Source organism: Coleofasciculus sp. D1-CHI-01 (assembly GCF_040218875.1).
GTDB lineage: Bacteria > Cyanobacteriota > Cyanobacteriia > Cyanobacteriales > Coleofasciculaceae > Coleofasciculus.
Map to the genome: position 1 here is coordinate 26257 of NZ_JAVJQP010000140.1, position 22521 is coordinate 48777.

16 protein-coding genes and 1 pseudogene are annotated in these 22521 nt (G+C 44.6%); 9 read left to right on the forward strand and 8 right to left on the reverse strand.

Annotated elements, in window-relative coordinates:
• The first annotated feature begins 4 nt into the window (after window positions 1–4).
• Window positions 5–1363 carry an FADH(2)-oxidizing methylenetetrahydrofolate--tRNA-(uracil(54)-C(5))-methyltransferase TrmFO gene (gene trmFO / locus RIB93_RS24805; protein WP_446376672.1) on the forward strand — a complete coding sequence of 453 codons (1359 nt, stop codon included), beginning with the start codon at window positions 5–7 and terminating at the stop codon, window positions 1361–1363.
• A 64-nt stretch (window positions 1364–1427) separates the two neighbouring features.
• Here trmFO and RIB93_RS24810 read toward each other — a convergent pair whose 3' ends face one another.
• On the reverse strand, window positions 1428–1991 hold the full coding sequence (locus tag RIB93_RS24810) for a hypothetical protein (RefSeq protein ID WP_446376674.1): 564 nt from the start codon (window positions 1989–1991) through the stop codon (window positions 1428–1430).
• 527 nt (window positions 1992–2518) lie between these two features.
• Here RIB93_RS24810 and RIB93_RS24815 point away from each other — a divergent pair.
• Window positions 2519–4063 (forward strand): phytoene desaturase family protein, encoded by a 1545-nt coding sequence (locus tag RIB93_RS24815; RefSeq protein ID WP_446376676.1) that lies wholly within the window; start codon window positions 2519–2521, stop codon window positions 4061–4063.
• A 251-nt stretch (window positions 4064–4314) separates the two neighbouring features.
• Here RIB93_RS24815 and RIB93_RS24820 read toward each other — a convergent pair whose 3' ends face one another.
• The 5 genes from RIB93_RS24820 to RIB93_RS24840 all read right to left on the reverse strand — a co-directional run bounded on the left by RIB93_RS24820 (window position 4315) and on the right by RIB93_RS24840 (window position 11976).
• Window positions 4315–5460 carry a YbjN domain-containing protein gene (locus RIB93_RS24820; RefSeq protein ID WP_446376678.1) on the reverse strand — a complete coding sequence of 382 codons (1146 nt, stop codon included), beginning with the start codon at window positions 5458–5460 and terminating at the stop codon, window positions 4315–4317.
• A 182-nt stretch (window positions 5461–5642) separates the two neighbouring features.
• Window positions 5643–6332 carry a hypothetical protein gene (locus tag RIB93_RS24825; RefSeq protein WP_446376680.1) on the reverse strand — a complete coding sequence of 230 codons (690 nt, stop codon included), beginning with the start codon at window positions 6330–6332 and terminating at the stop codon, window positions 5643–5645.
• Window positions 6333–6354: 22 nt separating this feature from the next.
• Entirely contained in the window at window positions 6355–10980 is a 4626-nt protein-coding gene (locus RIB93_RS24830) for an eCIS core domain-containing protein (protein ID WP_446376682.1), read from the reverse strand.
• Window positions 10981–11232: 252 nt separating this feature from the next.
• Window positions 11233–11700: a hypothetical protein gene (locus tag RIB93_RS24835; protein WP_446376683.1), complete on the reverse strand. Its 468-nt coding sequence runs from the start codon at window positions 11698–11700 to the stop codon at window positions 11233–11235.
• Window positions 11701–11745: 45 nt separating this feature from the next.
• Window positions 11746–11976, reverse strand: coding sequence for a hypothetical protein (locus tag RIB93_RS24840; RefSeq protein ID WP_446376685.1), 231 nt, complete (start codon window positions 11974–11976; stop codon window positions 11746–11748).
• A 402-nt stretch (window positions 11977–12378) separates the two neighbouring features.
• Here RIB93_RS24840 and RIB93_RS24845 point away from each other — a divergent pair, with 402 nt between their 5' ends.
• The 6 genes from RIB93_RS24845 to RIB93_RS24870 all read left to right on the forward strand — a co-directional run bounded on the left by RIB93_RS24845 (window position 12379) and on the right by RIB93_RS24870 (window position 16124).
• Window positions 12379–12651 (forward strand): hypothetical protein, encoded by a 273-nt coding sequence (locus tag RIB93_RS24845; protein ID WP_446376711.1) that lies wholly within the window; start codon window positions 12379–12381, stop codon window positions 12649–12651.
• A 3-nt stretch (window positions 12652–12654) separates the two neighbouring features.
• Entirely contained in the window at window positions 12655–13107 is a 453-nt protein-coding gene (locus tag RIB93_RS24850; protein WP_446376687.1) for an HNH endonuclease, read from the forward strand.
• A 176-nt stretch (window positions 13108–13283) separates the two neighbouring features.
• A complete protein-coding gene (gene lysS / locus RIB93_RS24855) occupies window positions 13284–14834 on the forward strand; it encodes a lysine--tRNA ligase (RefSeq protein WP_446376689.1) in 1551 nt (516 codons plus the stop codon).
• 143 nt (window positions 14835–14977) lie between these two features.
• Window positions 14978–15193 (forward strand): hypothetical protein, encoded by a 216-nt coding sequence (locus RIB93_RS24860; protein WP_446376691.1) that lies wholly within the window; start codon window positions 14978–14980, stop codon window positions 15191–15193.
• Window positions 15194–15196: 3 nt separating this feature from the next.
• Window positions 15197–15568 (forward strand): hypothetical protein, encoded by a 372-nt coding sequence (locus RIB93_RS24865; protein WP_446376693.1) that lies wholly within the window; start codon window positions 15197–15199, stop codon window positions 15566–15568.
• Between the two features lie 100 nt (window positions 15569–15668).
• Entirely contained in the window at window positions 15669–16124 is a 456-nt protein-coding gene (locus RIB93_RS24870; RefSeq protein WP_446376713.1) for a DUF29 domain-containing protein, read from the forward strand.
• Here the strand turns inward: RIB93_RS24870 and RIB93_RS24875 are convergent.
• Window positions 16121–16264, reverse strand: a complete 144-nt coding sequence (locus RIB93_RS24875; protein ID WP_446376695.1) for an RRXRR domain-containing protein — start codon at window positions 16262–16264, stop codon at window positions 16121–16123. The genes RIB93_RS24870 and RIB93_RS24875 overlap by 4 nt on opposite strands.
• A 78-nt stretch (window positions 16265–16342) precedes the next feature.
• On the opposite strand from RIB93_RS24875, the pseudogene RIB93_RS24880 reads away from it, so the two are divergent.
• Window positions 16343–16996: pseudogene (locus RIB93_RS24880) on the forward strand (RNA-guided endonuclease InsQ/TnpB family protein); the annotation flags it as partial.
• Here the strand turns inward: RIB93_RS24880 and RIB93_RS24885 are convergent.
• Entirely contained in the window at window positions 16970–22450 is a 5481-nt protein-coding gene (locus tag RIB93_RS24885) for an Ig-like domain-containing protein (RefSeq protein ID WP_446376697.1), read from the reverse strand. The pseudogene RIB93_RS24880 and the gene RIB93_RS24885 sit on opposite strands and share 27 nt — an antisense overlap.
• Window positions 22451–22521 lie beyond the last annotated feature (71 nt).

Here is a 22521-nt window from a genome sequence, read left to right on the forward strand (position 1 = left end):
AGACATGGAACAACAGACAATTCAGGTTATCGGTGGTGGATTAGCGGGTACGGAAGCCGCGTGGCAGATTGCCCAAGCGGGTGTGTCTGTGGTACTCCATGAGATGCGCCCAGTGCAGATGAGTCCCGCCCATCATACCGGAGAATTAGCAGAATTGGTCTGTAGTAATTCCTTTGGGGCGCTATCAAGCGATCGCGCGGCGGGGTTGTTGCATGAAGAGTTACGCCGTCTGGATTCTATTGTTATCGCGAAAGCGGATAACCATGCAGTTCCGGCTGGGGGAGCGTTGGCAGTGGATCGGGGGGTATTTAGCCACGATTTGACCAAAACCCTGGCTAGTCATCCCTTGATTGAGTTACGGCGGGGAGAAGTGCCACAAATTCCCCCAGATGGGGTTGTGGTACTGACAACAGGTCCGTTGACGAGTCAAGCTTTAGCAACAGACTTGCAGCGCTTCACCGGAATGGACTATTTCAGTTTCTTTGATGCCGCGTCGCCGATTGTCGTCGGGGAGTCGATTAATCAAGATATTGCGTTTATGGCGTCCCGATATGACAAGGGAGAAGCAGCTTATCTGAATTGTCCCATGAATCGGGAGGAATATTTACGGTTTTGGCAGGAATTGTGTCAGGCGGAAAAAGCCGAATTAAAGGATTTTGAGCAAGAAACGGCAAAGTTCTTTGAAGGCTGTTTACCGATTGAAGAAATGGCGCGACGGGGGGAAGATACGATGCGTTATGGTCCCCTAAAGCCTGTGGGATTATTTGATAGCCGTCAGGGAGATTTTCGCGCCCCCGAAAATCAGAGTAAACGCCCTTATGCGGTGGTACAGTTACGCCAAGAAGATAAGGCGGGTCAGTTGTGGAACATGGTTGGGTTTCAGACAAACCTGCGTTGGGGCGAACAGAAGCGAGTCTTTCGGTTAATTCCAGGATTGGAAAATGCCGAGTTTGTGCGGATGGGAGTGATGCACCGGAATACGTTTATTAATTCGCCAGAGTTGCTGTATCCCACACTACAGTTTAAAAATCGTCCCACCCTGTTAGCGGCGGGTCAATTGATGGGAACGGAAGGGTATACAGCCGCATCGGCTGGGGGGTGGTTAGCGGGGACAAATGCAGCGCGGTTGGTGTTGGGATTGGAACCGATTACGTTACCGCCAACGACGATGATGGGGGCGTTATTTGAGTTTATTAGTGCCGCCTCACCGAAACACTTTCAACCCATGCCACCCAATTTTGGTATTTTACCGCCTTTAGCCGTACGGATTAAAGGGAAAAAAGAGCGGTATGGGGCGTATCGCGATCGCGCTTTAGCTGATTTGCAGAGTTGGCGTCAGAAATGCCAAGTTTCGGCGGCTTGATTCAGACCAAATTACGCCAAATGCCAAGAAATATTACATCCGTAGGTATGACTTGGTGTTGACATCAAAATAATAATTCATTGACTGGGCAACTATCAGAACCACTATTTACACAAAACGCAAACGAGAAAAAAATACTTTTATCTTCTTCGACAGCCTTATAAATGGCATCAAACGTGTGGTAAATGTGACCAATTTTAGCCTGTTCTTGAAGCGGCTTTTCAGAAAAGCCTTCACGGGAAGTAATTATATTGAAAGTCATGTCTTGATTCTTGGCATACTCTAAAGTCAGCCAGGAAACAAGTCTTTGTTCGGATGGAGATAAGCCTTTATACCATGTTGCATAGAGTCGGAATAATTTTTCTTTTTTGTTGGACTGATCATCTTCATCCTCTTCATCCTCTTCATCATCATCTCCATCAATCCCTAAAAAATCTGTGATTTCATTTATCGTTTCCCCAGTGCGATTAATTTCCTCAATTCCATCATTTATGCTGTCTATAATATCGTCGATTTCCTCCAATGGAAGTGCTAAGACTGAACTTTGACTAAACGTCACTGAACAAATAAGACAAAAAGATATAAAGCTTAATAAATCGAATTTACTAAACATCATTTCTTGCTTCATGACAATCCCGAAAATAAAACAGGATAAAAATTTGCCAATTTTTAACGATATATATCCTCCTAGTCTAGTTTAATTTAAAAACACCCCTATAACTTGGGTATAATTACTTAAGGATTAGGTGACTCGTGATTGTCAGCGGATAGATGCCTAATTAGGGTCTGCTGAATAAGTGTTGTGGTGAGGGGGAGCTGGGGAAGCTGAGGAAGCTGGGAGAGCTGGGGGAGCAAGGGTACATTTGTCCTGAGCAAGGTGATGCCATGCTTATGAAGGATGCTAGGGAGCTGCGTAAAAATAAAGTACCAGTGAGGAAAGCTGTATTCATCAACTCAGCCAAGCTTGATTGGTATACTATTAAGCCGCAAGTTCCCTACCGGATTTCCTTGAATCCAACCCTGTGTCAATAAAGCTCAAAGTATTGATGGGCTTTGCGGTTTTTGCTTTGTGCAGCAAGCCCTAATTATATTGACAAAAGAACCTTTTACTCTTCGGCATCCAGTCCCTCAATTAGTTCGCGATCGCAATATATAATGAGTTGTCCAGATATTATTGTTATCGGTAGCGGTATCGGCGGTCTAAGCTGCGCCGCTTTACTTGCCCGCTATGGCTTAGATGTCACGGTTTGTGAAAGCCACTCGATTCCCGGTGGGGCGGCACACAGTTTTACCCGCAACGGTTATACCTTTGATTCGGGTCCCTCACTATACTCTGGCTTATCCTATAGTCCTTCCCCGAACCCCTTACGCCAAGTTCTAGATGCGATTGGTGAGGAACTCCCCTGTCTGACTTACGATACCTGGGGATGCTGTTTACCAGAAGGAGATTTTGACACCTCGGTGGGGGCGTCACAATTTGCTGAGGTACTGGCACAGTTACGCGGGAATCAGGCGGTAGCGGAATGGCGTTCATTACAACAGGTAATGCAACCTTTGGGACAAGCTGCGATCGCAATTCCCCCGGCGGCGGTACGCTGGGATTTGGGGGTAGTGTTGACAGTGGGGCGATTTGCGCCGTCAATGTTACAACATGGGTTGAATGCCATGAAGCTGACGGGACCCTTTAGCCAGATTATGGATGATGTGGTGTTTGACCCCTTCTTACGCAACTGGTTAAATCTACTCTGTTTCCTGCTATCGGGACTCCCAGCGAATGGAACCAGCGCCGCAGAGATGGCGTTTATGTTTGCGGATTGGTATAAACCGGGTGTTGTCTTAGATTATCCCGTGGGGGGAAGTGGCGTACTTGTGGAAGCCTTGATACGGGGACTGAAAAAACACGGGGGTCAACTGAGGCTAAATGCTCATATCGAGCAAGTTTTGGTGGAGAATAATCGGGCGGTTGGTGTGCGATTACGCGGGGGTGAGGAAATCCGGGCGCGTCAGGGAGTGGTGTCCAATGCGTCGGTTTGGGATACGCTGAAACTGATATCCGACGATGCGCTTCCTAGAGAATTTCGCCAGTCTCGACAAGCTACACCGACTTGTGAGAGTTTCATGCATCTGCATTTGGGGATTGACGCCCAAGGATTACCTTCAGATTTAGCCTGTCACCATATTGTGGTCAATGATTGGGATAAAGGGGTGAGTGCGCCGCAAAATGTGGTGTTAATCTCAATTCCTTCGATTCTTGACCCCTCCCTCGCGCCACCCGGAAAACATGTAATTCATGTATATACACCGGGGAATGAACCTTACGAACTGTGGCAGGGACTTGATCGCCGTAGTGAAGACTATATACAGCAAAAGCAAGTGCGATCGCAAGTGATGTGGCAAGCCTTGGAAAGAATTATACCCGATGTGCGATCGCGGTGTGATTTAACCTTAGTGGGTACACCGTTAACCCATGAACGGTTTTTGCGACGGTATCGGGGTTCTTATGGACCAGCGATTCCAGCGGGGGTGGGTTTCTTTCCTGGAGTGGGTACACCTCTACCCGGATTATACTGCTGTGGTGATTCCACCTTTCCCGGAATTGGGTTACCCGCAGTGGCGGCGAGTGGGATGATTGCGGCGAATACTCTTGCACCGATACAGAAGCATTTAGATATGTTGAGGGAGATTGGCTGTATTAGATGATAGTTGATGGTTCATTCTTCATTCGGTTGATAACAATTAGTTAAATGTCTGGGATACAAGGGAAGTTCGGCAAAACCTGTCATAATCTGACTTTTCGCGTTATGTGGCGCAACGTTAGTTTTAAGTGTGTAGGGGCGGGTTTCACAACTATCTTTTTGGTTGCACCCAGATGTGACTAAACCCGCCCCTACTCAGGTCTCTAGACTTCCCGTGAAAAGTTAGGTCATAATCAGTGAATCAGCGATCGCGCATTACTGCTTTTCGATTTGTGCGATCGCCTCTTCTGGTGATGCATCTCCCTGAATCACAGACTTGATTCCCGGTAGATATTGATCCATCATCGCCACGTTGGTGTCAACCAAGCGCTTCATTTGAGGAAACGTGAGTGTTGACCCTTCAACGTCAATACTGGTTTTGTAGGCAACTTCTCCCTCAGCAAAGTCTAACTCAAAATTGCCAATAACCATGCCATAATTAGCTCTAGCAATGAATTCTCCTAAGGTTCGACGCTTGGCTTTTGGTACTGTAACTGGGCAAATTGAGTAAAAAACGAATTGCTGTTCGTTTTCTCTAGCTCTAGCGTAGCAAGTCCATTGACCATTTTTTCCCTGGAATCCCATTTGTAATACAGGTTGTCCTTTGATTTGGTAAAAAGACCAATCATCCTGTTTGAAGAAATTAACCATTTCTGCAAAAATCGGGATGCTGGATGGTTCAGGTTCGGTAATGGTGTTAGGTATTTGTTTTTCTAGGGCATCCAGACTAACATCAGCTAATTCATCGAAGAAATTGGTTATTCCCTCAAGCATCTGGGAGGTAGTTTTCTGTGTCACTTCCGATAGATTCGCCTCTGTCCAATCTTTGAAGAAGGTAGTAATTGCTTCTGCAATTTCTTCGCTTGAACCCGAAGTCGTGGCTTGAGCAAGGGCAGCTGGACTAATATAATCCCAGAGGGTGCGGTAGCCTATCTCGCCTGATTCCTGTAGCTGTTTGACCGACAGTGCTAACCAATTCTCAGTAGAGAGTAATGGGTTATCAGGTTGTTCTTGGCTGAGATTCAGAATGTAGGTTGCAGTTTCATCAATGGTTGTAGTATGTCCTGTTAGGCGAGGGAGTAAATCGGGTTTTAAGATGGTATCGATTATCATGTCCGATTCTGGCAGGAATTCTCCAGCCGAGAGGGGGTTACGCACTTCTGGCTTAAGGTTAAATAATGCCTCTGTGTCGATGCGCTGGTAGAGTTGGGGGTTAACTTGGAAGGTGAGACGACATTCGAGGAGTTCGTCGTCTTGTTTGGTTAGGGCTAGGGTGACTGTGTGAAGGGTTAGAGGCAATTTTGAGGAGTCACTTAAGGTTAATTTGATATTAATTTTATCCGATTCAATCTTTTTATCCATGTATAGTCATTATATTTAAAATCTTAATTTGGCAACAGTAGATTTGATAAATAGCCTTGCATTATAAGGGAGTATCTCGATTTTGCAAATAGCCCCAAAAATCAACTGCAAAATAATCAGGTGTTTAGAAAAAGCTAGCAATGTTTTTGCACATTTTGGATGCTCCCTATTATAATTTCCTATTAAGGTTCGTCACTTATTTCGTGAAACCGCTCGATTAGTAATGAATAATCTCGCCTTGGAAAGATCTCAGGCAAAATTTTAAGCATTTCCATTATGTATCGCTTTTTATAAAATGATGTATCTATATAGGCTGCTTTATCACAAAAAAGATATTGCCAATAGTACATTCCTTTTGTCAAAAATAAGACATCAAAATATTGTTCTATTGACAAGTTCATTCTAAACAATCGCAAATCATCCAGTAGCCAAAGATCTGGGAAATTTTTGCTTTCTTCGGGGATCAATACTGTAGATGTAGTCCAGCTTTTTTCAGGCTGGGTGTCAAAATAATGAGCTTTTCTCATCAATGCCTTCGTGTCTTCATCAATGTCTTCGTTCGTAACATCTACCCGATCATTTAGAGTCAGCACGTTAATAATGTTTTGCAGACAGAATTCTCCTATTAGTTCAGGATCTTCACTGTCTCTAACTTTCCAATACAGATAAAGTTTTGCAGGAAATGACACTAGTTCTTTCATATTTTCTGGGATTTTATATTCATATCGCTTATTGAACAACTCAAAAGTACGAGTTCTGACTGATTCACTATGATTTGGGAAATTCGTTTCTCTATGAATTATTTCGACGCAATTATTTTGGTTGAATTCATCCAAGAATTCTTTAAAATTTTGGATTAAATTATTTTTCATGATAATTGATGATAAATCTCTACTAGAATTTCATTTTTTTATTGTTTAAAGCATTAATAACTTTTTGTAAGTTTACCTTAAATGGATTTCCCTGTTTTTGTTTTAACTCGTTATTCCAATAATCTTCCATTCTAGCTTCAACGTCTATTATACTAGAGAAATCTCCATTCTTGTTCCGTTCTTTTACGAGTTCCCTAGCAAAAGTAGTTGAACAACCACAAGCCTCTGCAATATTATGCTCTCCACTATTATTAATAGATATAACACTGGATTTTGAGAAATCTGGCAAAGGTATGTTAATGTCTTCAGAAATCATTGCTTTTGTATCTTTTTGCCACTGATTCTGACCATAAAAGTACAAACCAGCACGCATACTAACACTTTCAACAAAATCAATTGAGCCATAATTTATACTAGAACCTGTGCTAGCCGGATAAAATGAATTAACTTGTGTTCTTATCCATATAACATTGGGCTTTTTGGTTTTTTCATCTTTGTTTTCAACAAGATTTTTAGCATTATTTTCAAAACTTTTTACTTGACTACCCGTATTAATATATCCGGGAGCAGGAATAAGGTTTTCATCTTTGCCTTTGCCTCCAACGGCAGCACTGATCATATGCATTCGTACCCACTTGCTATCCTCTGTAAGTTTATTGAGCCGTAGAATTTTAAATCCGTTTGGAGAAGCAGATGAACTTGGTGCTGTTCCTCCTGTACTTGTTTGCGTTGATAGTTTTTCTACTTGAGCAAATTTATTAGCACCTCCTCCAAAACTCCAATCAGCTTGAGCTGGTAATTCAACATCCTCGGAAGTTGAGTCACCTAACTGAATTAATAAAACACTCAACTGTTCAATTTTTTGTGTTATGACCTCTGCATCTTTAGGTTCCACTTTTGAGCGGGTAATTATTTCCAAACTTTGATGAATTCCCCTAGCACTGTTTATCTTTGTTAATTTATCTTCATCATTTTGATATAACTGCTCTTGTTCATATAGATATTTTTCCAATTCCGTAGGATTAGATGCTATCATTAGCTCGGCTGATTTGCCTTGTCCTTTGAAGAAAATTTTGTGTGATTCTCCCGCTTTATTATTAAAGCTTTTTTCCTGTTCCCACCACTTTATTACATTATCTTCCTCACCAAATAACTCGAATAACTGCTTAAGTACGTCCGTTAGAGTCTCTTCCGCCGCCTCAGTCTGATTATCTGCCTGTTCCGCCTCTTTAATAGCCTTCTCATCCGTTGAGTTTTGCTTCGCCTCCTCCATTTCTTTAGCCGTTTTTTGGGCTTTCTGATCAGTTGTACCCAAATGCTGACGAGCAGTACCCAGCAATGATTGAGCCTGTGGACGCTTGCCTTCTGGCACAGAATCCAGCTTTCCTTGCCACTCATTCAGCTTCGCCTCAACAGAAGTTGGGGTACTAGCAACCATGACGGTAGTTGAGGTTCCCTGAGTTTTTATCCACAGACGATGGTTTTTACCTCCACCACTGAAGTTAACGGTTTTACCCACTTCACTATCCTCAAGCTGCTCACCCTCATTTTCATCTTGGTTCTCACCCTCTTTCTTACCCTTACCTTTACCCTTACCAAATCCCAGTGCCTTACCAATCTTCTTGGCAAACTTCACCGCTTGAGAAATTAGCCAATCAATCGCCTTATCAATCGGCTGTTTAACTGTCTGAATGATTTCCTGAATCTTCTCACTAATACCACCTAAGCCCAACAAACTCGCCATGAAGCTAATCACCACAGGTAGCGCCTTAGACAAAGCATTCTCAATCAGCTTTCCTACTCCATCAACCGCACCATTCGCCACCGCCGTTACTGACTCAATCACCGCGTTGACTAAATCGACAATCTGACTACCACGCTCAATGAAGAAGATAACCACGTCATAGATCATCTTGCAGGCTTTGGCAAACGCCGAGGCTGGGTTCAACAGGCTAATTACCCACAGCACGCCCTGCTTAATCACACTCTCAATCACAAAATTCTGGATGGTGTCCATCACCATCGCTTTCAAGTCACCAATCTTATCCTGAATAAACTCCCACAGACCTCCTAATCCTTTCTCATGTAAGATGACAAAAATTTCAAAGGTCTTTTCTAGCCCATTAAATATCTTCTCTCCATTCTTACCCAGAGCCTTAATTGTCCGTGACTTAATCGCGTCATACGCTAACCCTAGCACCTGCATCACTAATGTAAAGATACCCTTGAGGTCAAAGGTTTCTGGCATTTGAATACCAGCTTTTGCCATTGTCCCCGTCAGCCACCCCAGTAATCCTTTCTTGAGATGCTGCCAAATATTGCCGACAAAGCTTTCAAACCCTTGTTTAATCCCAGAAATCAAATTCCCTAAGAACTTAATTGGGTCTACAATAATCTTGTCAATCGCACCTGCGGCTTTTGCTAAAACGCCCATCAGCATGTCTTTCAGTTGCATGATGGTTTGAACGGTTCCCACGATGGCGTCTTTCGCTTTATCTTTCAGACCCTTGTTTGCTTCTTTGCGCTTCTCGATTTCGGCATCAAGCTCTTGCAGGTTCTCACTGTATTTCTGTGCTAGGGAGTCAATTAACTCATCCTGCTTACTATTAACACTCTCTTCTAATTGATCAAACTTCCCTTGAATGTTCTGTGCGGCTTCCTGTCCGACTTTCCGGAGATTTTCCGGCAAATCCGCAACAAATTCCTGAATTTTCTGCTTGCCTTCAGCAATTTTTTCTTTCGCCTCATTCAGTTTTTGGGCAACAAAATTAGCAATATCGGTCAGAGTACCATCCATTGAATCGAGATACATTTGCCGCCCATCGACAAAGAATTGATTGACCTCTGGTGGCAACCCATGCCAACTATCACTAACTCGCTCATCCCATCCGGTTACGTCATACCATTCACCATAGCGCTCATCCTCCCACGCCTCCATTTTCTGGTCAACGTAATTCTCAAATATCTGCTTGGCAGTTGCAGCCCCCGCATCAAATTTCTTTGTTACTTCCTCATCTATGTTACTGAGAACCTCTTCAACCTTTTCTTTGGTCTTGTTGTAGATACCATTAATTTCATTAGCAATTTTAGTCCGTTCCTGGGTATCCTTGCCCTGAGTTTCACTCTGAGCGCCCATCACCTGATTCAACAGTTGTGAACGCTCACCATGCATTCCCTGGAGCTGAGTTTGGCTCGTCGTTTGTGCTTCCGCTTCAGCCTTATTGATAGTGGCTTTTTCATCCCGACTATAGGTTTGTGGGGCTTCTTTAGCGTGGGTTTGTGCTTCTTTCTTCGCACTTAGCGCGTCCACAAACTGTGGTTCATTTGATTTTTCCAGTGTCTCTTCCGGGACTTTCGCCTTGGCTAACTCGTCATCTAGTTCTTGACTATTTGCCTCAAACGGTGCGGATACTTCAGCATCAGGTTTTGGCTTCGGTGCAGCTTTCTCGGCATTGATATCAGTTGGTGCAGCTCCCGCTTCTGGCGGCTGCATTGGCGTGACGGGTTTCGGTTCAACACCACTGGTATCAGGGGCGGCTTTGGTTTTCTGCTCAATGGGACCGGCTGCTTTTTTTTCCTCGTCAGTTACTTGTGAGGAGACATCCTGCTTCACCGAATCAAGCTGATTACTCTCCTTGAATTTTTTGGCGTCTTCTTCGTTGTCGGGAATAATTGCGCCAATTTTTTCCATCAGCTTTGCCTTGAAAGCCTTCGCATTAAAGGTTCCAGGCTGCTGCTGGTTCATTTCCCCAACTTGTTTTTCTTGCGCCTTACTTTCTACTTCATTTGCAGGAGGTTCAGCGGCGTCTTGGGCTTCTTTAGATTCAGCTTCGGCGGGGTCATGCTGTTTTTCTTTATCGGCTACTTCCTTTGCCTTATTAACTACTCCCTTAAATGCGGGATCTTCTTCTGGGGAACTGGGGGATTTTGCTCCACCGCCGCCTGGGGTAGCTGATGCCCCACCTGCTCCAGCCGCTTGTTGGTTTCCGCCTTGTGTTGCAGGGGCTTTACCTGCCTCTTCTGGAATGGCTGGTGCTGCTGCACTCCCACCTTCATTGGCTACCTGGGGAGTGGCTGGAGCCATGTCACCACCTGATTCTGGCGCGGGTGCGGGAGTGGGTTGTGCTGGCTGGGGTTTATTCTGTTTTACTGTTTGTTCTTGGGGATTTTCTCGACGTTGGATTTTCAGTTGTGTCGGAAAACCGGATACCAGCCGTTCTTTTGTCTGTAACTTATTTCCCTTTGTTGCGACTTCGGTATCAGTTTTCGCCTGAACTTGACTACCATTTTGCTGAACAACATGAGTTAATTCATGTGCCAATAATTCCTGTCCTGGCTGATTATCAGGTTGATATTCTCCCTGTTTAAAGAAGATATCTTTACCTGTAGTAAATGCCTTGGCTTGGATTGACTCATTCAGCTTGTTCGACTTACTGTCTGTGTGAACCTGAACTTGACTAAAATCCGCCCCAAACGCCTGCTCCATTGGCTGGCGTATTTTATTGGAAATTGGTTGTCCGCCACCTCGTTTCTGTTCAATCTCCTGTTCTATATTGGGTGCAGCCTCGACTTCACTGGCGTCAGATGATTGTGGTGTACCTTGCTTCTGAACCGTTTCTGCCTCAGTTTGAGTGTGTCGCTGATTCAAAACAGGATTGACTGGCTTAACAGGCGACTGAATTCGCTGCGGCTGTACAACTTTGCCAGTTTGAAAAGCATTGAGTTGATTTAATCTGGGGTGAGAGGCGGGTTGAATTTGCTGAGGATAGGAATTGGTGAACTTGCCCAGATTAACTTGTCTCTGAATTGAGGATGATGGTATCCCTGAAACGTTTACCGGAATTTCGAGTAAATTACGAGCGGGTTGTTCGGCTTTAGCCTGAATATCAGTTTCTTCTTCTTAATTCTCGACGCTGTTTACCTGGGGTTCCGTGATTTCCTCGGCGTCACTGTCGGCTATTTCCTGACGCTCTCTAGTACCATCTGATGCGGAACCATCGGAGGCTGATGCTAAAGAAATCTCGTCACGCTCTTGAGTTTCTTCTTGCTCTTGTTCCTCTAATGCATCTGCTTGAATATCTACAGCATCAGCAGCTAGCGTTGTCGGCTGATTTGCCACCTCACCGGATTTTGACAGACTCGGATTCGCGACGGTTGTGGGGTTTGGAGGTTTAATCGGAATGTTGTTGGAATTGTCACCTAACTGGGAGATTTGATCAGCTTGCTGTTTGAGCTGTAGTTTCTCCTGTTGCGATAAATTTGGTGATAAGGCTTTGACACGACGCCTCTGTATCTTGAAGGGATTCGGCACAGGTGTCGAATTGGGCTTAGTGAAGCCTTTTTTCCAGAGGTGTTCGTGAGAAGACATTGCCGACTGCCCCAACGCTAGCGGTGATTCTGCTTCAGAATCTCTTTATCTTATCCGCTTATGGCTGAAAATTAACTCAATTGTGATCAAATTTATGCTGTCAACTGAATAAGTTTTGTTAAACTGACTTGAATTAGTACAGATACATTTAGATTGGGAATGGGTAGCGAGCAAGATGCTCAATGTAGCGAGCAAGATGCTCGCACTACTGCCGCGTTCGGTTACAGCATGGCGAGAATCCGGTTGTTCGGTGCGATCGCGTGCTTTTTCGGTCATCTCTTTGTCCAATGTTAAAATAAATTTCTAGCATCATACAAGATTAGTATCGATGAATTTCCTAAGATAGTGGTCGTCAGGGTAATTACGACATTAGATAAACGCCGTTTATTAGTTTCGATGTATGTTTAATGTCCTTACCCTGGGATTTGCGGGTAGCGTTGACGGTGGGACGATTTGCGCCGTCAATGTGGCAACATGGGCTGAATCTCATGAAGTTGACAGGACTCTTTAGCCAAATTATGGATGATAGAGTTTCGCACGTCTCGACAAGCTACACCCGCTTGTGAGAGTTTCATGCATCTGCATCTGGGGATTGACGCCCAAGGATTACGTTCAAATTTAGCCTGTCACCCTATTGTGGCACTTATAATTAAACCTGAAAAACGACACAAAAAAAATATGCTAGCTTTACCTAAATTGCACAACTTACCAAATAGTTTCCCTGTTGAAGGAGCGGTTCGTATTGAATTAGTTGAAGGAATTCCTCTATTTCGTGCATCCATTACTGTTCAAGAACGGATTAATACACTATTAGAGAAACAACAAAAATTACCACTCAATACTGAAGAAGAGAAAGAACTAGATTTATATGAAGAAATTGATGACTATCTCAGTTTTATAAATCGGACTGTCCGCAATCTTTATTTAACCCAAAATCAATCCAATTTATAAACGATGCCTGCTCGTCGTCCAATTTCTGAAACGATCCAATACCAAGTTCGTCAGCGGGCTAATCTTTTATGCGAATACTGTCATGCTTCTGAACAATGGCAATATGTAACCTTTACTATCGAGCATATCATTCCACTCGCGAAAAATGGAGCTGATACTCTTGACAATTTGGCTTTAGCTTGCTTCCATTGTAACCGCAAGAAATCAGATCGAATGACAGCCATCGATCCTCAGTCAGACGCCGAAGTCCCTTTGTTTAACCCCAGACAAGATAATTGGAGTAATCATTTTATTTGGTCAGCGGATGGACTATTCATCATCGGTTTAACCCCAGTTGGACGGACTACGGTTACAGTATTAGCCTTAAATCGAGAAAGAGTCATTAACATTCGTGCGGCGGACAAAGCCGTAGGGCGACATCCACCACCAGGCGATCCAATTCAGTTAGAAAATTGATAACACTTGCCATCTGAAGCGATCGCGTATTCTAGATTGATTTACCGTGTTCGGTTACAGCATGGCGAGAATCCGGTTGTTCGGTGCGATCGCGTGAGGCTCCGGTTATCTGTTCTGTCGAATGTTAAGATAGATGTCCGAGATCCTACAAGATTAGCATCGAGCAGTTCCCTATTATGTCCCCTGAGCAGTCTCCACCCGATCGCCAAAACACTCTGGAAGAAATTCGTGCTACCCGCTTGGAAAAAGTCCAACAGCTTAAAGCGTTGGGAATTGAGCCCTATGCGTATCACTGGCAGTCTACCCACCATGCGGCTGAACTGCAAGAGAAATTCGCAGATCTGGGGAATGGTGAAGAGGTTGATTTTGAAGTCGCGATCGCAGGTCGTATTCTAGCGCGTCGTGTCTTTGGCAAGTTGGCATTCTTCAATCTCCAAGACGAAACTGGAACGATTCAACTGTATCTCGACAAAAAGCGGATTACGGCAACTATGACGGATCTGCCGAATCCATTCACCCCTCTCAAGCAACTCACGGATATTGGCGACATTTTAGGCGTAAAGGGGACAATTAAGCGCACCGATAAAGGGGAACTCTCCGTCTATGTCAGTGAATATGCTATCCTGACCAAATCCCTATTACCCTTACCCGATAAGTGGCATGGTCTCACCGATACCGAAAAGCGCTATCGCCAGCGTTATGTTGACTTGATGGTGAATCCCACCGTTCGGGAAACCTTCCGTCGCCGTGCTAAAATTACCGCCGCCATTCGCCGCTATTTAGAGGATCGTGGCTTTATTGAAATTGAAACCCCTGTCTTTAGTACAGAAGCAGGCGGTGCAGAAGCCCGTCCATTTATCACCTATCACAATACCCTAGAGATGGAGTTGTACCTGCGAATTGCCACCGAACTCCACCTGAAACGGTTGATTGTCGGCGGATTTGAAAAGGTATTTGAGTTGGGGCGAATTTTCCGGAATGAGGGAATTTCCACGCGCCACAATCCGGAATTTACCTCAATTGAGGTGTACCAGGCTTACGCCGACTACAACGATATGATGGCGTTGACGGAAAATTTAATTACCACCGTCACTCAAGATAGTTTGACAACTCTGGAAATTACCTATCAAGGTGAGACGATTGACTTCACACCGCCTTGGCGTCGCGTCACGATGCATGAGTTAGTGCAGGAAGTGACGGGTTTAGATTTTAATCAGTTCAAGACATTCGATGAAGCAAAAGTTGCGGCTAAAAAGGTGGGGATTGAAGGGGTAGAAGATTGTCCATCCCTAGGGAAACTGCTCAATGAATGCTTTGAGCAAAAATGTGAAGAAACCCTGATTCAGCCGACATTTATCGTCGATTTCCCGATTGAAATTTCTCCTCTGGCTAAACCCCATCGTTCCAAGCCGGGATTAGTAGAACGCTTTGAGTTATTTATTGCTGGGCGAGAAACGGCGAATAGCTTTTCTGAATTAACTGATCCGATTGATCAACGGGAACGCTTAGAAGCACAAGCCGCCCGCAAAGCCGCTGGAGATTTGGAAGCCCAAGGGGTTGATGAAGACTTTCTCGCGGCGTTAGAGTATGGAATGCCACCGACAGGGGGGTTAGGAATTGGTATTGACCGCTTGGTGATGTTATTAACGGATTCGGCGAGTATTCGGGATGTGATTGCGTTTCCGTTGCTCAAAAGTAGCAGCCGCGATGGTTCTCCTGCACCTTGAGTGAGCGATAAAAACGTTAATCTAATACCAACAGGACTTACGCACAAACACCATTTATGGTAGAGGCACGGCATTGCCGTGCCCCTACAGGTAGCTTGGTATAGCTTGGTATAAACTAACTTACAATGAAGTATCAATGACCAATGACCAGAAGCCCACGGTACGACCCGGATGAGAACATATCACGGCATGGCGCAACTGACCCAGACAAGTGTGAGGACATGGCTGATAAGTACGGCTGGAATCTTGTCAGGGTTGAGGAAACTGGCGATTCAGTGCTTGAAGTTGATTGTGTTTTTGACGGCGAAACCCAGTTTCCAGCTAGTCCCTACGAACCCAAACAAGAGAGGGAGGAATAACTTGTGAAGAGATGGATTATCTTCAAAACTGAATCAGCTTCATCCCAGGGGTGGAAGGAGCGCAAGTTGCAACCTGCGGGACACTTAACCCGAATGCTGGCTGAGTATTTGGATTGTTCTGATCAGGTGTTGCCAGAATCAGGCGATCGCCTGCGTGAGTTTGCTCGTTTTGAAGAGTCAGTTGATCCAAACTTCCCCGATGCTAGCACTCATATTCGTTGGTCTGACTGGGAAGTGAGCCGAGTTGAGCGATTCAAGTCGGTTGATTCGGCTGAGTATGACGAGATTGTTGTGTGTTATTGCCGTTATTCGCCGATTGAGCCGGAGTGGAAGGAGCTACCTAAGATTGGCGTTTTGCAAGAGGACAAACTTTAACTCTTTGCTATTTAACTGCTTATTGGTAAGTGCAATGGCACCAAAGGCGCAGCGTCAAAAAATTCGTAAGTCTGATAGCAATCTACAACTATTGATCAGAATGCACACATCTCACCTCTATCAAACAGATTTTTATGGCTGGACTCAAGAGCAGGCGGCGCTGCTCAAAGCTCAGCAATGGGAGCAATTAGACACGGTTAACCTGATTGAGGAAATTGAATCATTGGGTAGAAAAGAGCGACAAGAGCTGAGGAATAGATTAGGACTGTTGTTAGGACATCTACTGAAATGGCAATTTCAACCTGACAAACGCAGCAATAGTTGGTTGAGCACTATTCGAGAACAACGGGTTCAGATTAGGTTACTTTTGCAGGATAGCCCTAGTTTAAAGCCTTATCTCGATGAGGTTTTCCTCGCTGCTTACGAACTCGGCTTAGCTTTGGCGATTCGAGAGACTCAGTTGGGCGAACAGGTTTTTCCAGAGGAATGTCCCTACACTCCAGAGCAAGTTATGAATCCGAAATTCCTACCAGAATCGAATCAGATGGATGCTTAAGGGATGCGATCGCACGGTAATACAGTAGAGTTTTCCCATTCTCTGTCGTGTAGAACGATGGTAAACGGGTAGTGCTTGAAGACGGATGCCTTACCACTACGCAGTAGCTTGCGTTTCAACCGGGGGATGAAACCGAGCAAGGCGTCTGGCTAGTGGCTTTAGCCACCAGTCTTAACAATCGTTCTGATGACAGTTAATTAGTCGTGTATCATAGGGATGATGTAGGAATCAGTCATTTTGTCGCCACTTCTAACGGCAGATTGTTCCCCAATCCCAAGCCCTTCCGGAAACTTGAACGCAAGCTTAAATTGCTGCAACGTAGAGTATCCAGAAAGCGGCTAGGGAGTAATAACCGGAAAAAGGCACAAGCCAAAGTAAACCGATTGCATGAACGGATAGCTAACATTAGAAAAAATTACCATTGGGAGCTAGCACACAACCTTTGTGATTGGGCGGGTATGATATTTGCCGAATCGCTCAACCTAAAAGCACTAGCTAAGGGGATGTTGGGCAAACATTGTTTAGATGCGGGTTGGGGTCAGTTCCTCCAGATATTAGAACAATGCTGTTTTAAGCGTGGTGTATTTTTCCTGAAAACAGACGCCAAGAAAACTAGCCAGATATGCCCTAAGTGTCTAACTGAAACGGGTAAAAAGCTACTATCTGAGCGTATCCATTCATGCCATCATTGCGGCTATACAACCGATAGAGATGTAGCCGCCGCCCAAATAGTCTGCATTCGTGGACTTGCCGCCGTGGGACACACGGTCAAGATGCTTTCTGAGGGTAAATTCATAGGAATCCCTGAGAAGAAAGAATCCCCTTGTATGCGAGACCGGGGAGTGTCAAGTAAAGTCAGCTTCAGTAATTAAAGAGTCCGATACACCTAAAACTGTCACCAATATTTCACTGGTGTCATTATCACGAATTAAGGTACTGTAACCATTCGATATAATACTTAATTGCCCGAAGGTTAGACCATCGGTGAGTAAAAATGAATCCTCACTATCGCTAAAATCAAAAATCAGATCCCCTCCCGTACCCGATTGTAACAGGAACTTATCGGCACCAGCACCACCAAATAGGCGATCGCTACCGGTGCCACCATCCAGGAGATCGTCTCCTACTCCCCCATTGAGGAAATCACGATCCGCACCACCGTTGAGGGTATCGTTGCCTAAACCACCAAGCAGGATATCATCTCCGGTATCGCCGTCTAGGAGATCATCATCCTCTCCCCCATCGAGGAAGTCATTCCCTGAGTTACCCAGAAGGGTATCATTTCCAGCCTCTCCCTGAAGCTGATCATCATCGGCACCACCGTCGGCAAAGTCATCGCCAGCTTTTCCATTCAGGATATCCTCACCCATTAAACCGAAGAGAGTGTCGTTACCGATATTAGCGACGAGGGTATCGTCTAGGGGAGTGCCCAAGAGAGTCATATCCTGGATGGGTTCGACGATGACATCCACAGTGGCGGTGGATGTTCCCCCATTGCCATCGGAGATTGTGTAGGTGAAGCTATCGGTGCCGACAAAGCCAAATTCAGGCGTATAAACGAGTTGATCATCCGTTAAGTCATTCGGTGTGCCGTTATCATCTTGGCTAATTGTGCTACCTAGAAGGGAAATGGCATCAAAGCTGTCTATAAATACAGAGTCTCCTTCTACCGGATCACTATCATTAGCCAAGACATCAATCGTTACCGTTGTGTCTTGTAGGATTGTGACACTATCATCTCCACTCACCGGATCATCGTTAACCGAGTTAATGGTTAGATTAATCGCGGCACCCGCAGCAAATAGGGAACCATCCGAGGCATTCCAGATAAAGCTAGTGGTGCCGTTGAAGTTGGCATCGGGGGTAAAGCTGAGGTTATCTAGGTTGGCGGCGGCAATCGTTTCCCCTGGGGTTACGGCGGTACCGTTTAAACGGAGGACACCGTTAGCTGGGAGAGACAGGATATTAATGTGACTGAGACTATCCCCTTCAGGATCATTAAATACAGTGGTAAAGTCAGTCGCCGTGAAGGAAATCGTCGTGTCTTCATCCCCGGATTTATTAATGGTACTCAGGGTGGGTGCGTCGTTGCTACCATTAATGGTGACGGTGACTGTAGCGGTATCGATGCCACCGTTGCCGTCGTCTAGGGTGTAGATGAAGCTGTCGGTAGCGGTTTCTCCTTGGGTAAGAAAAGCGAAGGCATGATTGGGGTTGTAGGTGAGGGTATTATCGGCATTCAGCGTGACTGTGCCGAGGGTATTGCTGGTATCGATACTGGCGAAGGTAAGAGTATCATTGCTGTCGATGTCGCTGTCATTGTCTAAGAAACTAGCTGTGGTGAAAGCAGAGTTTTCGTTGATGGTGAAATTATCATCATTGGCTGTGGGACTATCGTTAACGCCGTTGATGGTAATGTTAACGGTGGCAGTGTCAGTGTTGCCGTTACCATCGTCGATTGTGTAGCTAAAGTTATCAATAGCAGTTTCTCCGACAGCCAGGAATTCAAATTGACCATTTGGATTGTAGTGGAATGTACCATCGTCGTTATTGATGACTAAACCTAAAGTGGTTGTAGTATCAAGGGTAGAAATGCTGATTGTATCGCTAGAATCTGGGTCATTATCGTTGTCTAAAACATTGGCAGTTGTGAAGGCGGTAGCTTCATCAGTGCTGAAGTTATCGTTGTTAGCAAGGGGACTTTCATTAATGTCGTTAACGGTAATCGTGAGGGTTTGACTATCGCTACCGCCATTACCATCATCAGCCGTAATTTCTACGTCGTAACTGTTATTTCCATCGGTATCTATGGGAGACTCGAAGTTGGGAGCGTTGTTAAAGCTTAATTCTCCGGTGTTGGCGTCGATGGTAAATAAACTACTATCGGTTCCTCCGGTAATCGAGAAGGTAGGAATATCGCCATCAGGATCAGTGGCGGCAACAGTGGTAACTAGAGTCGTGTTTTCATCTAGGTTAAGAGTGGCGTTAGAGGTAATCGTGGGAGATTCGTTAATGTTGTTAACAGTAATTGTGAGGATTTGAATATCATTACCACCATTACCATCATCAGCCGTAATTTCTACATCATAACTGTTATTTCCATCGGCATCTAAGGGAGACTCAAAGTTGGGAGCGTTGTTAAAGCTTAATTCTCCGGTGTTGGCGTCGATGGTAAATAAACTACTATCGCTTCCTCCGGTAATCGAGAAGGTAGGAATATCGCCATCAGGATCAGTTGCAGTAATGGTGGTAACTAGAGGCGTGTTTTCATCGAGGTTAGGAGTGGCGTTAGAGGTAATTGTGGGCGATTCGTTAATGTCGTTAACAGTAATCGTGAGGGTTTGACTATCGCTACCGCCATTACCATCATCAGCCGTAATTTCTACGTCATAAATGTTATTTCCATCCGCATCTAGGGGAGACTCAAAGTTGGGAGCGTTGTTAAAGTTTAATTCTCCTGTGTTGGCGTCGATGGTAAATAAACTACTATCGCTTCCTCCGATAATCGAGAAGGTAGGAATATCGCCATCAGGATCAGTTGCAGTAACGGTGGTAACTAGAGTCGTGTTTTCATCGAGGTTAGCTGTAGGGTTAGAGGTAATCGTGGGAGATTCGTTAATGTCATTAACGGTAATCGTGAGAGTTTGACTAACTCCATTATTGTCAGTTTCGTTATTTAATTCAAAGACTTGATTTCCGGCATCAGTTTGGACAATGAAAAAGTAATCACCATTAATTCCTTGGGGTAGCGTAACGGTAAGACTATTACTATAACTATCGCCCACATTTAGTAAGCTGGGATTCGTTGTTGAACCCAATAACGTATCATTGTTATCTAAGGTTTGGTCTAGAGATAGCCAGACTTGATCCATCCAAATCGGTGTACTGGTAGCCGCCGTGCCGCTATTGGTGACAATCCATTCGATGACGGTTTCCTGACTAGAGAAGGCTGTTGTTGGTGCGGTAACACTGGTTATTTGTAGGTTGGGAGTAGGGGACAATTCTAGGCTGATTGCCTGGTCAGCGATCGCGCTGTTATTATTGTCATCAGTAAACTCAAAGATTTGGTTATCTGTATCCGTGTCAACGACGAAATAGTGATCACCTGCTAAGTCGATTGGCGGCGTTACTGTCTGGGTGCGAGTTATCGATTCTCCGGGTGCCAGAGTCCCAGTAAAAGTAAAGGAATCGAGGAATTGATCGTTACCAACGGTTAGATTGTCAGAGAGGAAAACTTGGTCAGTCCAAGTGCCACTAGCTGTGCCATCCCCTTGATTCGTCAATGTCCAATAAACCTCTATTCCTTGTCCTGAGAAACCTGTAGTTGGAGCGCTAATGTCACTAACAATTAAGTCGGGTATTGGCGGAATCGTCAGTTCAATTTGGCTGAGGTTAACATTGTTGGTTTCATTCGTCTCGAACTGTTGTTCAAGGTTATCCGTCTCAGCCAAGAGGAAGTAAGTCCCCGCTGTGATGGAGTTATTTAAGGGTAAAGTAACGGATACTGACTGATTGTAGGTTTGACCTGAAGCGAGAGTCGTCGGAGCAAATTCGGTCAGTAAGATAGTATCATTTGTACTGATGGTATTATCACTAGAAAGAAAGACGCGATCGCGCCATGTTCTGGTAGCGGTTCCTACTCCTGAGTTGGCAACTTGCCAATCAATCGTGATGGTATCACCAAAGTTGGCTGTTGCTGGTGCAGTTACGGAGTTGACTACCAAGTCAGCAGGCGGACTAATCTGAATCGGAATTGCCGTAATATTATCAGTTTCATCTGTTTCTTGCTGTTGCTCATTGTAATCAGCCTTAAACAGGAAGAAATAATCCCCTGTAGCAATTTCCGGAATAGTCGCATTGAGGTTAATGGTATAGTCATCTCCGGCGGCTAACGGTGTATGTGAGTTGATCAATTGTTTCACCAACAGCACATCCGAACTATCAAGGGTTGTATCTTGGGAAATATAGACTCTATCGTACCAATTGTCTCCCGCCGTTGCCGTGGTACTACTATTTAATACTGTCCAAGACAGACTAACCCTTTCATCGGCGGCTACCGATGTTACCAGATTCCCATCCGCATCAGTTACTTGTGCTGCTGATACTTCTAAATTCGGTGCATCAATTTGAATTGGAATCGCCGTAATATTATCGGTTTCATCGGCTTCTTGTTGGTTCTCACTGCCATCAGCCTTAAACAGGAAGAAATAATCCCCTGTAGCAATTTCTGGGATAGTCGCATTGTGGTTAATGGTATAGTCATTTCCCGCTGCCAACGGTGTAAACGAACTTGTATATTCGCTCAGTAATAAAGTATCTGAACTATCAAGAGTCTCATCTTGGGAAATATAGACTCTATCCCACCAATTTGCTCCCGCCGTTGCTGTGGTACTACTATTCAATACTGTCCAAGACAGAGTAACTGTTTCATCTGCCGCTACCGATGTTACCAGATTCCCATCCGCATCAGTTACTTGTGCTGCTGATACTTCTAAATTCGGCGCATCAATTTGAATTGGAATCGCCGTAATATTATCAGTTTCATCGGCTTCTTGTTGGTTCTCACTGCCATCAGCCTTAAACAGGAAGAAGTAATCCCCTGTCGGGATTTCTGGAATAATCGGGTTACTGGTAACTGTATAATTATTTCCCGCCACTAACGGTGTATGGGAGTTGATAAAATAGTTCACCAACCGAACATCAGAACTGTCAAGGGTTGTATCTTGGGAAATATAGACTCTATCCCACCAATTTGCTCCTGCCGTTGCCGTGGTGCTACTATTAATTACTGTCCAAGACAGAGTAACCGTTTCATCTACGGCTACCGATGTTACTGGATTCCCATTAGCATCAGTGACTTGCGCTGAGGATACTTCTAGGTTAGGCGCATCAATCTGAATCGGAATCGCCGTAATATTATCCGTTTCATCTGTTTCTTGTTGAGCCTCACTACCATCCGCCTTAAACAGGAAGAAGTAATTCCCTGTGGCAATTTCCGGGATAGTCCAGTTACTGGTAATTGTATAATCATCTCCCGCCGCTAACGGTGTAGGTGAAGTGATAAATTGGTTCACCAACCGCACATCCGAACTATCAAGGGTTGTATCTTGGGAAATATAAACTCTATCGTACCAATTGGCTCCTGCCGTTGCCGTGGTACTACTATTTAATACTGTCCAAGACAGACTAACCCTTTCATCTGCCGCTACCGATGTTACCAGATTCCCATCCGCATCAGTTACTTGTGCTGCTGATACTTCTAGGTTGGGTGTAAAAACATTGAAGGGAACAATTACGGTATTGTCATCATTATCGGTTTTTCCCAAGAGCATTTTTCACCCCAACCTCGCTTCTCGCATAAATAGAATACAGATGAATCTAACATAAATTTACATTA